Below are 12,974 nucleotides of genomic sequence, written 5' to 3'. Positions count from 1 at the left end.
GATCAGCCGCGCCGCGTGCGATTCCGGAAAGGGTCGCGCTCATCCTTCTCGATACGCACTTCCTTGCGGATGGGGTGCCTCTGCTTCTCGCTCATGGCGTAGGTCAATAGCGCCACTGCGGCCACGCTCACGGTCAGCATTGTGATGATACCCATGTGCATGTCCTCCTGCGGGTGAATGGGGCGACCCTCGGGACCTCACTGTCCCTACGAGAGGTGTGCCTTGAATTGAGGGTGGCAGTTTTCTCGCCGGCCGACAAATTCTTTGACCCGCAGGAGTGGACTAAGTTTTAACGCTTCGCCGGCAATCAGGTATGGGGGACTTTCTCCATAAGGCGGCCGCTAGTCGCTGACCCGAACCACGACCTTGCCGAATGGCCCTCTATCGAGCCGCTCCAGTGCCATCGGCAGGTCGCTGAACGCGAAGACGCTATCGATGACCGGTTCGATGCCGAGATGATCGATGGCGGCGTTCATGTCTTCGAATGCCCGGCGATGGCCGACGCCAATACCCTGGAGCGTGGCGCGTTTCTGCAGCATGGGCCCGACGGGAGCCGTCATCTCGAAACCCTCCAGAATACCGATCTGGGAGATAAATCCACCTTGGGCCAGCGCTTCCAGGGACTGGGCCAGGTTGTTGCCGCCCACCAGCTCCAGGACGTGATCCGCTCCACTTCCGCCGGTCAGCACCTGCACCTGGGTGCCCCAGGCCGGCATAGCATGCCGATTGATGCCATGGGTCGCGCCCAGCGACAGCGCTCGGGACAGCTTGTTGTCGCTCCCCGATGTCACGATCACGCGAGCGCCGTGGGCACGAGCGAACTGCAGGCCGAACAGCGCCACGCCGCCGGTGCCCTGAACGACCACGGTCTGGCCGGCATGCAGCTTGCCGTTTTCCACCAGCGCGAACCAGGCGGTCAGGGCGGCGCAAGGCAGGGTACTGGCTTGGATGGCATCCAGCGACCGTGGTGCCGAGACCGCCCACTCCTGGTCCAGCACCACATACTCGGCGAGCATGCCCGGCCGCGGCCCACCGAGAGGGGCGTATGCCGGATGGTAAGCTCCCTCGTGCCAGCCTGGAAAGAAGGTGCTCAGCACCCGGTCACCGAGCTGGAAACGGGTGGCGTCCGGCCCCAGGCCGACCACTTCGCCGGCCATGTCCGACGCTGGTACGAGCGGAGCGTCCAGTGCCATGCCCATGCCGTTTTCCACCATTAGCTTGTCGCGATAGTTGAGCGCGACTGCCGACACCCTGACCAGGATTTCATTCTTCTGGGGGGTGGGGACGACGGCGTCTACCTGCGCCAGGTGATCGCGTCCGTATCGTGTTAACTCCCAACGCTGCATATTGATCGGCATTTGTCATGTCTCCGGCTGTTTCCCCTCATGGGGTGGTGAAAGTAGTATATTGGTGCAATAAGTTCTTTAGTGGAGCAAAATAGTATCTTCACTGAAGAAAAAATGGATTCAATGGGGGGTTATGGCAGACCGGCTGAGCGGTATCGCGGCTTTCGTAGAGGCGGCGGAGGCAGGCAGCTTCGCTCGAGCTGCGGAGCGTATGAATCTGTCGCGCTCAGCGGTCGGCAAGAGCATTGCCCGGCTGGAAGAGCGGCTGGGAACCAGACTGTTCCATCGCACGACACGTAGCCAGAGCCTGACCGATGACGGCCAGGCATTCTACGAACGCTGCGTCCGCGCCCTGGCAGAATTGGAGGCCGCCGAATCCGTGCTGGACGATAGCCGCCGAGCCCCTGCGGGACGTCTGCGCATCAGCGCGCCGGTACTGTTCGGGCGCCGCTGCGTGGTGCCTATCGTGCTTGACATCCTGCGCCGTTATCCCCAGCTGGAGCTGGAGATGTCCTTTACCGATCGCCGGGTGGACCTGGTGGAGGAGGGCTTCGACCTGGTGGTGCGGTCCGGCGAACTTCCCGATAGCGCCGGCCTGGTGGCGCGTCGTATCGGCGTGCAGAAACTGGTGGTATGTGCCGCGCCGGCCTATCTCGCCGAACGTGGCCGGCCGCAGGCGCTGGCTGACCTGGGCGGTCATGAAGTCATCGTGTATGGCCGTGCCGGCTGGAGCAAGGCGTGGAACTTTCTCGACGCCAAGGGGGAGGCACGTGACCTGCAATGGCGCGGCCGTATTCGCCTGGACGATCTTGAGGCCATCGCCGACGCGACGCTTGCCGGAGAAGGCCTGGCTTGGCTGCCTGGTTGGCTGATCGCCGAACATCTGCGCTCGGGAGCCTTGGTGCGGATATTGGAGAACGAGGCGTCACGCGACGTCGACATACATGCTGTCTGGCCTCAGTCGCGTCACCTGCCGATGCGGGTACGTGTCGTCATCGATGAGCTGGTTAAGCGAATACCCACGTTCATGACCCTCTAGGGAAGCACTGCACAAATTCCTGCGCGAGGGAATCGCTGCGTTGCACGTTGTCGGATCATCATACCTTCACATATACCCCCGGTCCCTGCACTCCATGCGCCTTGCGATCCACAGGGATGTGGGAAGTGCGTTGGTTCGTCGGAAGCGAAACCAGCTGCCTCCTTTCGCGCGGCGATTCGTTCGGCGCCTCACTGGCTTGGAGCCGTATCGCTATTGCTTTTTTAACGGATTTAGTGAAATATATTTCCAACTATATACTTCTGGCTAATATCCTGAGCGAATTTACGTAATTCTACGGATGCGATATCCGTATGGATAACTAAGGGATAGCTGCAGAAAAATTTACGCAAGCCTCCGGATTTATTTTATTTCCCTCCGTTTTATTCTCCCCAGGTCAGTTCGCTGACCAGCTCAAGTTTCACTCATTAAAACAAACAAGGGCGTGGATCGATCGCTCCTTGAACGTCATCGAGCCCGCCGGGAGAACGTATTCCATGAGCGTCAACAGGCGTAATTTCCTCAAGTACGGAGGTGCTGCCGCGGTAGGTACCGTGATGGCACCGAGCATCGTCAAGGCCCAGGAAACCTTCAACTGGCGCATGACCACCAGTTGGCCCTCAGGCTTTCCGTTCTTTCAGTCGGGGCCGGGTTCCGCCACGGACTTCGCCAAGCGGGTCGAAGACATGTCCGGTGGCCGCATCAAAATTCGGGTCTATGGTGCCGGTGAACTCATTCCCGCCTTCGATGGCTTCGATGCCGTTTCGCGGGGCCAGCAGGTGCAGTTGAACCATGCCTGCTCCTATTACTGGGCGGGGGAGTCGTTTGCCGCCCAGTACTTCACCACCGTGCCGTTCGGCATGACCTTCCAGGGCTTCAATGCCTGGCTGGCGCATGGCGGCGGCTACGAGCTGTGGAAGGAAACCTACGAGCCCTACAACCTGATTCCGCTGGCCGTGGGTTGTACCGGAGCACAGCCGGTGGGCTGGTTCCGCGAGCCGGTCACCAGCGTCGCGGATTTCCGTGGCCTGAACATCCGCATGCCGGGGCTGGCCGGTGACGTCTACAACGCCATCGGCGCCAATGCCCGGCTGCTGCCCGGTGGGGAAATCTTCTCGGCCCTGGAGCGCGGCGCTATCGATGCCGCGGAGTGGGTGGGGCCCTACCTGGATCGTGCGCTCGGGCTGCACAATGCGGCCAAGCATTACTATTCCTCGGGGTGGCACGAGCCCTCCACCACCACCGAGGTCATCGTCAACAAGGATGCCTACGAGTCCCTGCCCAGCGACCTGCAGGCCGTGCTTCACAATGCGGCAGCGGCCTGCAACGTCACCTCCCATACCTGGATCGAGGCGCAGAACGGCGAGGCCCTGGACGACCTGGTCAACAACCATGGGGTGCGTTTCGAGACGCTTCCCGACGACGTCATCCGGGCCCTGTTCGAGGCTACCCGAGACATCCTGGCGACCGAGGCCAACAAGGACCCGCTGGTCAAGCGGATCAACGACAGCTTCTGGGAGTTCAAGAAGAAGCACGACGGCTGGCAGATCAACAGCGAGGCCGTCTTCGCCAACACCATCAGTCGTTACGGCCAGGGCATGACCTGATCCCGGCCAGGCCCTAGGCTATGTCCGAAAATTGGTTGCGCTCGACCATACGGCGTTAAAAATCGGCTCAAAGTACTCATTTACACCCCGTAAACTCCGTCTTTTTGCCGATTTTTGCCTTGTCTGGCCTTCGCTCACCGACTTTTCTGACAAAGCCTAGGCTTCGCTACCCGTAGCGAAGCCGATGGTGGCTCATGCCCGGTCGTTCGAAGAACACGCCCACCTTGCCAGACGTCCACCGGGCACCCGCCCGGAGGGGGAGTAGACATGCTGCGTTTCTGTATTTCGCTCGAGCGGCTGCTCGAGCGTCTCACCGCTCTTGCCGGATTCATCGGCTGTGCGGCCATGGTCATCATGGTTGCCCTGATCTTCGGCAACATGCTGAGTCGTTATGCCCTGGGCCTGGGCGCGGTGTGGGCCCAGGAGCTGGAGTGGTACCTGTTGTCGGTCATGGCGATGATGGGCATCGCCTACGCCATGAAATTCGACGATCACGTGCGCGTGGATATCCTGTCGAGCCGCTTCAGCCCCGTCGGCATGATGTGGCTGAATGTCATCACCGCACTGCTGGTGGCGCTGCCGTGCGCGCTGCTCATCATTCATTACAGCTTTCCTTTCGCCGAGACCTCGTTCCTCCGCGGTGAGCGCTCGCCCAATTCGTCCGGTCTTCCCTGGCGCTGGATACCCAAGGCGCTGGTGATCGTCGGCTTCGTCTTCGTGGCGACCGAGTCGGTTCGCCAGGCGCTGGAGAACGGCAGGCGCCTCGTCCAACACTACACCGGGAGAGCCTGACCCATGCCCTTGGAATATTACGCGCTGGCCATGATCGTGGCTTTCTTCGTGCTGGTGATGACCGGCATCCCGGTGGGCTTCGTGGTCGCGTTCGTCGGCTTCGTCTTCGGCTTCATCGGCTTCGACGGCTGGCTGTTCGAGCTGCTGCCTTCGCGGATCTATGGCGTCGTTTCCAACTACACCCTGCTGGCCATACCGCTGTTCGTGTTCATGGGCGTGATGCTGGAGCGCTCGAAGATCGCCGAGCGCATGCTGGACGTGATCGGCCATCTGTGCGGCGGCCTGCCGGGCGGCATGGCCCTGGCGGTGATCATCGTGGGCGTGCTGCTGGGCGCGGCGACCGGCATCGTCGGCGCGGCCATCGTCACCCTGACGCTGATGGCGCTGCCCACCCTGGTGCGCCGCGGCTACAAGAAGACGGTGGCGTGCGGCACCATCTGCGCCGCCGGCACCCTGGGGCAGATCATCCCGCCCAGCCTGGTGCTGCTGGTGCTGGCCGACATCATGAACCTTTCCGTCGGCAGCCTGTTCGCCGCGGCGCTGGTTCCCGGCCTGCTGCTGGCCGGCATGTACCTGGCCTACCTGCTGCTGCTGGCCTTCTTCTTCTCCGCCGACGTGCCCGCCATCGACGAGCAGGAGCGTGCCGCAGTCAGCCGGCGGGAACTGGGCATGGATTTCCTCAAGGTCGTGGTGCCGCCGCTGCTGCTGATCTTCGCCGTGCTGGGCTCGATCATCGGTGGCGTGGCCGCGCCCACGGAGGCGGCCTCTGTGGGGGCCGTGGGTGCCTTGCTGCTGACGGTCGTTTCCGGTCGCATGACGCTGCCGGTGCTCTCGGAGACCGTTAAGACCTCCCTGCGCATCAGCTGTATGATCTTCTTCGTGCTGATCGCTTCGCAGGTCTTCGCCCTGGCCTTCCGCGGGCTGGACGGGGAGTTTCTGATCGAGGCAATGTTCGAATGGGTGCCGGGCGGCATGTACGGCACGCTCATCTTCATGCTGCTGCTGATCTTCTTCCTGGGCTTCTTCCTCGAATGGATCCAGATCTCCTATATCGCCGTGCCGCTGTTCCTGCCTTTCCTGGCGAGCCAGGGCGACATGTCCATGGTCTGGGTCGCGATCCTGATCGCCATGAACCTGCAAACGTCGTTCCTGACGCCGCCCTTCGGCTGGTCGCTGCTGTTCATGAAGGGTGTCGCTCCACCGGGGATTACCACGGGTGATATCTACAAGGGCGCCGTGCCTTTCGTGCTGATCCAGATTCTCACCCTGGCGTTGATCATCGTCTTCCCCGATGTGGTGCTGTGGTTACCGGCGGTGGTAGGATGGTAAATAGAAGCAAGTGTGGTATCCGAGCTTGAATTAGGCCCTGCTAAACCTCGCTATTTGAGGTTGGCGGGGCTTTCGGATCACAAAATAATAATTAAACAGGTAGACGCCAGTGTTCACGTTCAGAACCAAGTTGACACTGCTTACCTTGCTCCCTCTGTTGGTTCTCATCGCCGGTGTGACTGTCTTTGCCATCCATCAGAGTGCACGATTGAGTGGGGTGCAGTCGGAAATACTCAAGGAGGGGTTGCTAGAAGCCAAGAAGGCGGAACTGAAGAACTACATGGAGCTAGCCTATACGGCGATCCGTGATATCTACGAAGATCCTTCTTTACCCCGAGACGTGGCGCAACGCCGCGTAGCGGATGCTTTCCATCGGATGGAGTATGGCTCCGATGGCTACTTTTTCGTCTATGACTACGACGGCCTGAGCATCGTCCATCCACGTTTGAATCACTTGGTGGGTCAGAATCTGTGGAGCTTCCGCGATGAGGACGGCAAGTTACTGATCCAGAGTCTCGTCCAGCGCGCCCAGGAAGGTGGGGGGTATACCGAATACCGCTGGGACAAACCCTCCGGCGGCGAGTCTGTGCTCAAGCTGGGCTATTCCATCGGCCTGGACGAGTGGGGCTGGATGGTCGGCACCGGCCTCTACCTGGATGATATCGAGCAGGTCGTCAGCCAGATGGAACGGCACATGGTGGAGAACGCCCGCCAGACCATACTGCTGATGGCCTTCTTCACCGTGTCCTGCCTGCTGGTCATCGCCGTGATCGGGCTTGCGGTCAACCTGAGCGAAGCGCGAGTGGCCAATCGCAAGCTGGTCAGGATGGCCCAGAAGACCTTCAGCTTCCTCGAGAAGGAGCGACGGCGTATCTCCCGCGAGCTGCACGACGGGATCAACCAACTGCTGGTGTCGGCACGTTTCAAGCTGGAGCGCATCGATGACGCCCTGGGCCGTGGCGACCACCTGGATGCCTCCTCCTCCCTGGCCGCGGCCGATCGCATCCTCGAAACGGGCATCCAGGACCTCCGCCGGCTGGCCTATGACCTGCGTCCGAGCGTGCTCGACGACCTGGGATTGGTCGCGGCGCTGGAGAGCCTCTGTTCGGGCCTGGTGGAGCGCAAGCCGCTCCGGCTTCATTTCGAGTCGAACATCGACAGCCGTGAGTGCCAGCCGGTGCTGGCAACGGCGTTGTATCGCATCACGCAGGAGAGCCTGCATAACATCGAGAAGCACGCCGGTGGGGTTCGCCTGGTCAGGGTGAAGGTTTTGCGGCGTCGCGGCTGGGTGTATCTGGAGATCGCGGACGATGGCGAAGGCTTCGCCTGGCATCCGGAACAACGCCGCGAGCAGGATGGCACCGGCATGGGGCTGCGCAACATTCAGGATCGGGTCGACCTGCTGGGCGGGCGCCTGACCATCGAGGCGGCACCTGGCAAGGGCGTGCGTATCAGGCTCAAGGTGCCGTTCCAGCGTGTTGCCGGCAAGACAAGCGGAGAGAGAATCGATGGGAAGGTCTATACGCGTACTTTTGGCGGACGACCATCCGCTGGTGCTGGAGGGGCTGCGTTACCGATTGGAGGCGCAGCAGGGCGTTGATCTCGTCGGGGTGGCCAATTCAGGCCAGGAGCTGCTGGCACTCGCCGGGGAGCTGCAGCCGGACGTTGTGGTCACCGACATCACCATGCCCGGCCTGTCCGGCCTCGAAGCGTGCAAGATCCTGCGCGAGACCTGCCCGGACATCCGGGTGCTGGTGCTGACCATGCACGACAACGAAGAGTACATCCGGCGCGCGGTGGCCTGCGGGGCCGCTGGCTATCTGCTCAAGGATGCGTCGGCGGAGCAGATGATCTTTGCCGTGCGCGAGGTGGCAAGCGGGCGCAGCCACTTCGGCTCCAGCGTCTCGCGGATCTTGCTCGAGGAGAAGGAAGGACGGTTGACCCAGCGCGAAACCGATATCCTGAAGCTGATGTTCGAAGGCATGAGCAGCCGCGACATCGGCGAGGCACTGGCCATCAGTGCCCGCACGGTGGAGTCGCATCGCAGCAACATCTATCGCAAACTCAACACCAACTCGCTGGCGGGCCTGTTTCGCTACGCAATGCGGCATGGCCTGGTCGAGCTCGAGTAATCGCCCGGGCCACGGCTTCAAGCGGTTCTGCGGTCACCCATCGACCACCTGGGCGCGCAGCCAGGCGATCTCCTCGGCCCAGATCTCCGGCTCGATGGTTTCCAGCACCATGGGGATCTCGTCGATGCGCGGGTCGCGCATGAGAGTGGTGAAGGCATCGAGCCCGATATTGCCCCGGCCCAGGCTGTGGTGGCGGTCGACACGGCTGGCATATGCGCTCTTGGCGTCGTTGAGATGCATGCCGCGCAGGTACTCGAAGCCCACCACCTTGCCGAATTCGTCGAGAGTGGCGGTGCAGGCCTCGGGAGTACGCAGGTCGTAGCCTGCGGCGAAGGCGTGGCAGGTGTCGATGCACACGCCGACCCGCGACTTGTCGTCGACCTGTTCAATGATTTCGGCCAAGTGCTCGAAGCGCCAGCCCAGGTTGGTGCCCTGGCCGGCGGTGTTCTCGATCACCGCGATGACGCTGCGGGTTTCGGCCAGGGCATGGTTGATCGAGTCGGCGATGCGGGTGAGGCATTCACTCTCGCTGATCTTCTTCAAATGGCTGCCGGGATGGAAGTTGAGCAGGGTCAGGCCGAGCTGCTCGCAGCGCTGCATCTCGTCGAGAAAGGCGGCGCGCGACTTCTCGAGCCCCGCCTTGTCCGGGTGGCCCAGGTTGATCAGGTAGCTATCGTGGGGAAGGATCTGCCCGGGGCCGAAGCCGTGCTCCCGGCAGGCGGTGCGGAAGGCCTCGATGGTGGCATCGTCGAGGGGCTTGGCCCGCCACTGGCGCTGGTTCTTGGTGAACAGGGCGAAGGCATTGGCGCCGATCTCGACGGCACGCAGTACGGCCTGGTCGGGCCCGCCGGCGGCACTGACATGGGCTCCGAGGTATTTCATCTGGCCTCTCCATGGGTTAGCAACGACATTACGATAGCATGCACGCCGCCTCGCCACCCGCCATGGCCCTGCTAGGCTCAAGGGAGGGAATCGAGGAGAGACGACATGCTGCTGCTCGTACTGATAGCGATGAGCGCCCCCATCGAGGAGGACCCGATCGCAGCAGCGCTGGCGCGCATCGATGCGCTGCAGGGCTATCGCCTCACGCTGCGCAGCCAGGGCAGCGGCGGCGAGGAAGTCATCCGCTATAGCTATCAGCACCCCGGCTACGTACGCATGGACATGGAAACGCCCTATCGTGGAGCGGTACTGATCTATCGCCCCGATACGGGCAAGGTCCAACTGTGGCCCTTCGGTTCGCCGGGCAGGCGGCCGGGCCTTTCCCTGCGCCCGACCAACCGCATGGTACGCAGCTCACGCGGTCACCGGGTGGATCAGTCGGACGTCGGCACGCTGCTGCGCAACGTGCAGCAGTTACAGCAGCACGGCAATGCACGCCTGCTTGGGCCGGTGACACTCGATGGGCAGTACCCGGCGCAACACGTCGTGGTGGAGGCCGAGCCCGGTCGAGCGGTGCACGAGGTGGCGCGCTACGACCTGTGGCTCGATGAAGAGACGCTGTTCCCGCTCAGGGTGATCAGCTACGACCGGCGCGGCGAGCGCCTGGAAAGCGTGCATCTGGAAGACCTCGAACTTGACCCAGCCTTCCCACCTGACCATTTCTCGCCCTGACGTTCGTGGTGAATAGCGCTCATGGCAAGTTTCGACTTCGATACCACCTGGCACCTCGATGCCCCGGTCCAAGCGGTCTTCGATACCCTGACCGATTCGCTGCACTGGCCCGACTGGTGGCCGGGGCTGGTGGATGTTCGCCTGCTCGAATCCGGTGATGATCACGGTATCGGTCGCATCCAGCGTTTCATCTGGAAGAGTCGGCTGGGCTATTACCTGCGCTTCGACATCCGTATCACCCGCGTATGCGAACCCAGCCTGATCGAGGGAGTGGCGAGTGGTGACGTAGCCGGTGTGGGCAGGTGGCAGCTGCACGGGGAGACGTCGGGCACCCGGGTTCGCTATATCTGGCAGGTGCGCACGGTGCGGCCCTGGCTGAGCCTGCTCTCACGCATGGCTCGTCCGTTGGTGCTGTGGAATCATCGTGCCATGATGCGGGCTGGTGCCATGGGGCTGGCGAATCATCTGCGGCGTGTTCCGGCGTCTTGAGGGCGTGCCAGGGACAGGAGCGTTCAAGCAACGTTGGTAGTCTCACAGGGCAAAAGGTATGCTTTACATAGCCGTTCCAAAATCGCCGCAGAGATGCCATGAAGGGCTCGCATAACAGTATCGATGATGGGAGCTCAGCCGAAGAGACGCATGGCAGCGGCTCTTGCGGTAACCCTTGTCATCGCATTCAACGTGAACTTGAAGAGGCGCGCGAGGAGATCGCCGAACTCAAGCGTACCCTGCTGCGCATTCAGCAGGTGGCCCGGCTGGGTTACTGGCGAGTCAGCCTGAAGGCCAATAAGCTCTATTGGTCCGAGGTGACCTATGACATCTTCGGCGTCGACCCCAAGACCTTCACCCCCAGCATTAGTGCTTTCAAGAGCATGGTGCATCCCGATGATCTGGAGAGTGTGGAAGCCAGCATGCGGCGTGCCGAGCAGACGGGTAACCATGACGTAGTACATCGCATCGTGCGTCTCGATGGTGAGGTGCGCTGGGTGCATGAGCTGGCGGATTACGTTCCCGAAGGCGATGACCAGATCCTGATCGGCACAGTGCGTGACATCACCGAGCAGAAGAGGCTGGAGCTACGCCTGCGCCAGCTGTCGCGCACCGACGAACTCACCGGGCTGTTCAACCGTCGCTATTTCATGCAGCGGCTGGTACAGGAGCTGGCCCGCTATCGCCGTTATGGCAGGCCGACATCGGTGGTGCTATTCGACTTCGATCACTTCAAGCGTATCAACGACACCCATGGCCATCCTGCTGGCGACCAGGTGCTGGTGAGCGTGGGCAAGCTGCTGCGCGACAAGCTGCGCACGAACGACATCCCGGCTCGGCTCGGCGGAGAAGAGTTTGCCCTCCTGCTGCCAGAAACCACCCTCGAGGAAGCCGCCGGTGTGGCGGAAAAGGTGCGCCAACTGGTGCTGACGCGGGCGTTTACCTCGGACGAAGGACACTGCTTCGGTACGTCGATTACCTGTGGCGTGTCGGCCTTCCACGGTACCGAAGAGACGGTGGAAGCTATCCTTCATCGTGCCGATCAGAATCTTTATCAGGGCAAGCGAGCCGGTCGTAATCGGGTCGTGGCGGATGAATGGGATAGCTGAAGGCATGTCGTCACGAGGCACGGCCGTTCTGGAGCGGGCCGATTGGCTGGCTGATGCGCTGGGCCTGGTACTGGGGGTGCCGTCGAACCAGCCCTTGACCACGCGTCTCTATCACGCCCTGCGCGAGTGGATTCAAACGGGGCGGCTGGTCAGCGGCCAGCGGCTGCCCTCCACCCGACAACTGGCGCAAGAGCTGGGCCTGGGGCGCAATACTTTGCTGGCCGCCTTCGATCAGTTGCTCGCCGAGGGTTTTCTGGTGACCCTCCAAGGGGCAGGCACCTTCGTTGCCGACCTGCCGTTCGAGCACGCGACGTCGAATCCCGTCGTGTCAGCACTTCCGGCAAGGACGGATACCGATTCAGTGCGACTCTCTTCGCGTGGCACGGCACTGCTTGCCTTTTGCCGGGCCCGGCAGGAGCGTTATCCCGCCTTCGTCCCTGGTGTTCCTGCGCTGGACCGCTTCCCCCACGCTCAGTGGCAACGGTTACTGCGTCGTCACCTGCAGCGTATGCCGACGGACTGGCTCGCCTATCAAGCCCAGGGCGGGGTGCCGGCGCTGCGCGAGGCGCTGGCCGATTACCTGCAGATTTCCCGTTCGGTGCGCTGCCGCCCCGAACAGATTCTCATCGTTCAGGGGGCCCAGCAGGGGTTTGAACTGATCGTACGGCTATTGAGCGATAGCGGCGACCCGGTGTGGCTCGAGGAGCCGGGCTACCAGGGTGCCCAGGCCTGTTTCGCGGCCGCCGGGCTCGACATGACGCCGGTGCCGGTGGACGGGGAGGGCATGTACATCGAGAGCATGTCCGGCCCACAGCCGCCACGCCTGATCTACGTCACGCCTTCGCACCAGTACCCCAGCGGTGCGACCATGAGCCTGACCAGGCGGCTGTCGTTGCTGGAAGCCGCCGAGCGACACGGCGCCTGGATCGTGGAAGACGACTACGACAGCGAGTTCCGCTATGGCCAGCGGCCCATCGCGGCCCTGCAGGGGTTGGCGGAGCAGGCGCGGGTCATCTATGTGGGTACCTTCAGCAAGGTCATGTACCCTGGTCTTCGGCTGGGCTACCTGGTACTGCCCGAGCCGTTGGTCGAGCCGTTTCGCCAGGCCAACGCCCGGCTCCATCGCGAGGGGCAGTACGCCGTTCAGGCCGCCCTGGCCGACTTCATCGTGCGTGGCCACTTCTCGCGCCATATTCGTCGCATGCGCGACTGCTACCGGAGGCGTCAGGCCCTGCTGCGCAAGGCGCTGGCGCCGGCCGTGGTGCGCGGCCTGCGGCTATCCGAAGGGCAGGCCGGCATGCATCTCGTGGCCTGGCTCGACGATGCCGAGCATGAGCGGAGCCTGGTCGAGAGAGCCGGGGACGAGGGCATCTCGCTGTCGCCGCTGTCGAGCTATTATCTCGATGCCCCCGGCCACCCCGGCCTGGTACTGGGCTATGCCGGTACCGTCGAAGCCGAGATCGAAAGGGCAGGGCAGTGGCTGGCCCAGGCGTGGTGTGAATTGGCAGACGCCTAGTCGT

At 62.5% G+C, this 12,974-nt stretch carries 13 protein-coding genes; 10 read left to right on the top strand and 3 right to left on the bottom strand.

All coding sequences use genetic code 11. The annotated features are described in order from the left end of the window. Positions 1-2: 2 nt before the first annotated feature. Both ACUY1T_RS05890 and ACUY1T_RS05885 read right to left on the bottom strand, forming a co-directional pair. Positions 3-155: a hypothetical protein gene (locus tag ACUY1T_RS05890; protein ID WP_446020936.1), complete on the bottom strand. Its 153-nt coding sequence runs from the start codon at positions 153-155 to the stop codon at positions 3-5. Positions 156-341: 186 nt separating this feature from the next. Continuing rightward, positions 342-1,358 (bottom strand): zinc-dependent alcohol dehydrogenase family protein, encoded by a 1,017-nt coding sequence (locus ACUY1T_RS05885; protein ID WP_446020934.1) that lies wholly within the window; start codon positions 1,356-1,358, stop codon positions 342-344. 121 nt (positions 1,359-1,479) lie between these two features. Here ACUY1T_RS05885 and ACUY1T_RS05880 point away from each other — a divergent pair, with 121 nt between their 5' ends. The 6 genes from ACUY1T_RS05880 to ACUY1T_RS05855 all read left to right on the top strand — a co-directional run bounded on the left by ACUY1T_RS05880 (position 1,480) and on the right by ACUY1T_RS05855 (position 8,242). Next, entirely contained in the window at positions 1,480-2,385 is a 906-nt protein-coding gene (locus ACUY1T_RS05880) for a LysR family transcriptional regulator (protein WP_446020932.1), read from the top strand. A 494-nt stretch (positions 2,386-2,879) separates the two neighbouring features. Next, positions 2,880-3,989 carry a TRAP transporter substrate-binding protein gene (locus ACUY1T_RS05875; protein ID WP_446020931.1) on the top strand — a complete coding sequence of 370 codons (1,110 nt, stop codon included), beginning with the start codon at positions 2,880-2,882 and terminating at the stop codon, positions 3,987-3,989. A gap of 267 nt (positions 3,990-4,256) precedes the next feature. Next, on the top strand, positions 4,257-4,781 hold the full coding sequence (locus ACUY1T_RS05870) for a TRAP transporter small permease subunit (protein ID WP_446020929.1): 525 nt from the start codon (positions 4,257-4,259) through the stop codon (positions 4,779-4,781). Between the two features lie 3 nt (positions 4,782-4,784). After that, a complete protein-coding gene (locus ACUY1T_RS05865) occupies positions 4,785-6,110 on the top strand; it encodes a TRAP transporter large permease (RefSeq protein WP_446020928.1) in 1,326 nt (441 codons plus the stop codon). Between the two features lie 217 nt (positions 6,111-6,327). Continuing rightward, positions 6,328-7,710 carry a cache domain-containing protein gene (locus ACUY1T_RS05860; protein WP_446020926.1) on the top strand — a complete coding sequence of 461 codons (1,383 nt, stop codon included), beginning with the start codon at positions 6,328-6,330 and terminating at the stop codon, positions 7,708-7,710. Further along, positions 7,643-8,242, top strand: coding sequence for a response regulator (locus tag ACUY1T_RS05855; protein WP_446020924.1), 600 nt, complete (start codon positions 7,643-7,645; stop codon positions 8,240-8,242). Before ACUY1T_RS05860 ends, ACUY1T_RS05855 begins: the two co-directional genes overlap by 68 nt. 33 nt (positions 8,243-8,275) lie before the next feature. On the opposite strand, the gene nfo is transcribed toward ACUY1T_RS05855, so the two are convergent. Beyond that, a complete protein-coding gene (gene nfo, locus ACUY1T_RS05850) occupies positions 8,276-9,124 on the bottom strand; it encodes a deoxyribonuclease IV (protein WP_446020922.1) in 849 nt (282 codons plus the stop codon). A 105-nt stretch (positions 9,125-9,229) separates the two neighbouring features. Here nfo and ACUY1T_RS05845 point away from each other — a divergent pair, with 105 nt between their 5' ends. The 4 genes from ACUY1T_RS05845 to pdxR all read left to right on the top strand — a co-directional run bounded on the left by ACUY1T_RS05845 (position 9,230) and on the right by pdxR (position 12,970). Continuing rightward, complete coding sequence (locus tag ACUY1T_RS05845) at positions 9,230-9,856, top strand: LolA family protein (protein WP_446020920.1); 627 nt, start codon at positions 9,230-9,232, stop codon at positions 9,854-9,856. A gap of 21 nt (positions 9,857-9,877) precedes the next feature. Next, positions 9,878-10,345 (top strand): SRPBCC family protein, encoded by a 468-nt coding sequence (locus ACUY1T_RS05840; RefSeq protein WP_446020918.1) that lies wholly within the window; start codon positions 9,878-9,880, stop codon positions 10,343-10,345. A 98-nt stretch (positions 10,346-10,443) separates the two neighbouring features. Continuing rightward, positions 10,444-11,454, top strand: a complete 1,011-nt coding sequence (locus ACUY1T_RS05835) for a GGDEF domain-containing protein (RefSeq protein WP_446020916.1) — start codon at positions 10,444-10,446, stop codon at positions 11,452-11,454. A 4-nt stretch (positions 11,455-11,458) separates the two neighbouring features. Beyond that, on the top strand, positions 11,459-12,970 hold the full coding sequence (gene pdxR / locus ACUY1T_RS05830; protein ID WP_446020914.1) for a MocR-like pyridoxine biosynthesis transcription factor PdxR: 1,512 nt from the start codon (positions 11,459-11,461) through the stop codon (positions 12,968-12,970). Positions 12,971-12,974: the final 4 nt, after the last annotated feature.

This window comes from Billgrantia sp. Q4P2 (assembly GCF_052806135.1).
The sequence above is the reverse complement of the archived record's forward strand: the minus strand, read 5'-3'. Positions and strand labels throughout refer to the sequence as shown.

Bases quoted from the DNA above. Each gene is read 5' to 3' on its own strand.
- pdxR (WP_446020914.1), top strand. From the start codon at position 11,459: ATGTCGTCACGAGGCACGGCCGTTCTGGAGCGGGCCGATTGGCTGGCT.
- ACUY1T_RS05835 (WP_446020916.1), top strand. From the start codon at position 10,444: ATGAAGGGCTCGCATAACAGTATCGATGATGGGAGCTCAGCCGAAGAG.
- ACUY1T_RS05885 (WP_446020934.1), bottom strand. From the start codon at position 1,358: ATGCCGATCAATATGCAGCGTTGGGAGTTAACACGATACGGACGCGAT.
- ACUY1T_RS05875 (WP_446020931.1), top strand. From the start codon at position 2,880: ATGAGCGTCAACAGGCGTAATTTCCTCAAGTACGGAGGTGCTGCCGCG.
- ACUY1T_RS05840 (WP_446020918.1), top strand. From the start codon at position 9,878: ATGGCAAGTTTCGACTTCGATACCACCTGGCACCTCGATGCCCCGGTC.
- ACUY1T_RS05890 (WP_446020936.1), bottom strand. From the start codon at position 155: ATGGGTATCATCACAATGCTGACCGTGAGCGTGGCCGCAGTGGCGCTA.
- ACUY1T_RS05845 (WP_446020920.1), top strand. From the start codon at position 9,230: ATGCTGCTGCTCGTACTGATAGCGATGAGCGCCCCCATCGAGGAGGAC.
- ACUY1T_RS05880 (WP_446020932.1), top strand. From the start codon at position 1,480: ATGGCAGACCGGCTGAGCGGTATCGCGGCTTTCGTAGAGGCGGCGGAG.
- ACUY1T_RS05865 (WP_446020928.1), top strand. From the start codon at position 4,785: ATGCCCTTGGAATATTACGCGCTGGCCATGATCGTGGCTTTCTTCGTG.
- ACUY1T_RS05870 (WP_446020929.1), top strand. From the start codon at position 4,257: ATGCTGCGTTTCTGTATTTCGCTCGAGCGGCTGCTCGAGCGTCTCACC.
- nfo (WP_446020922.1), bottom strand. From the start codon at position 9,124: ATGAAATACCTCGGAGCCCATGTCAGTGCCGCCGGCGGGCCCGACCAG.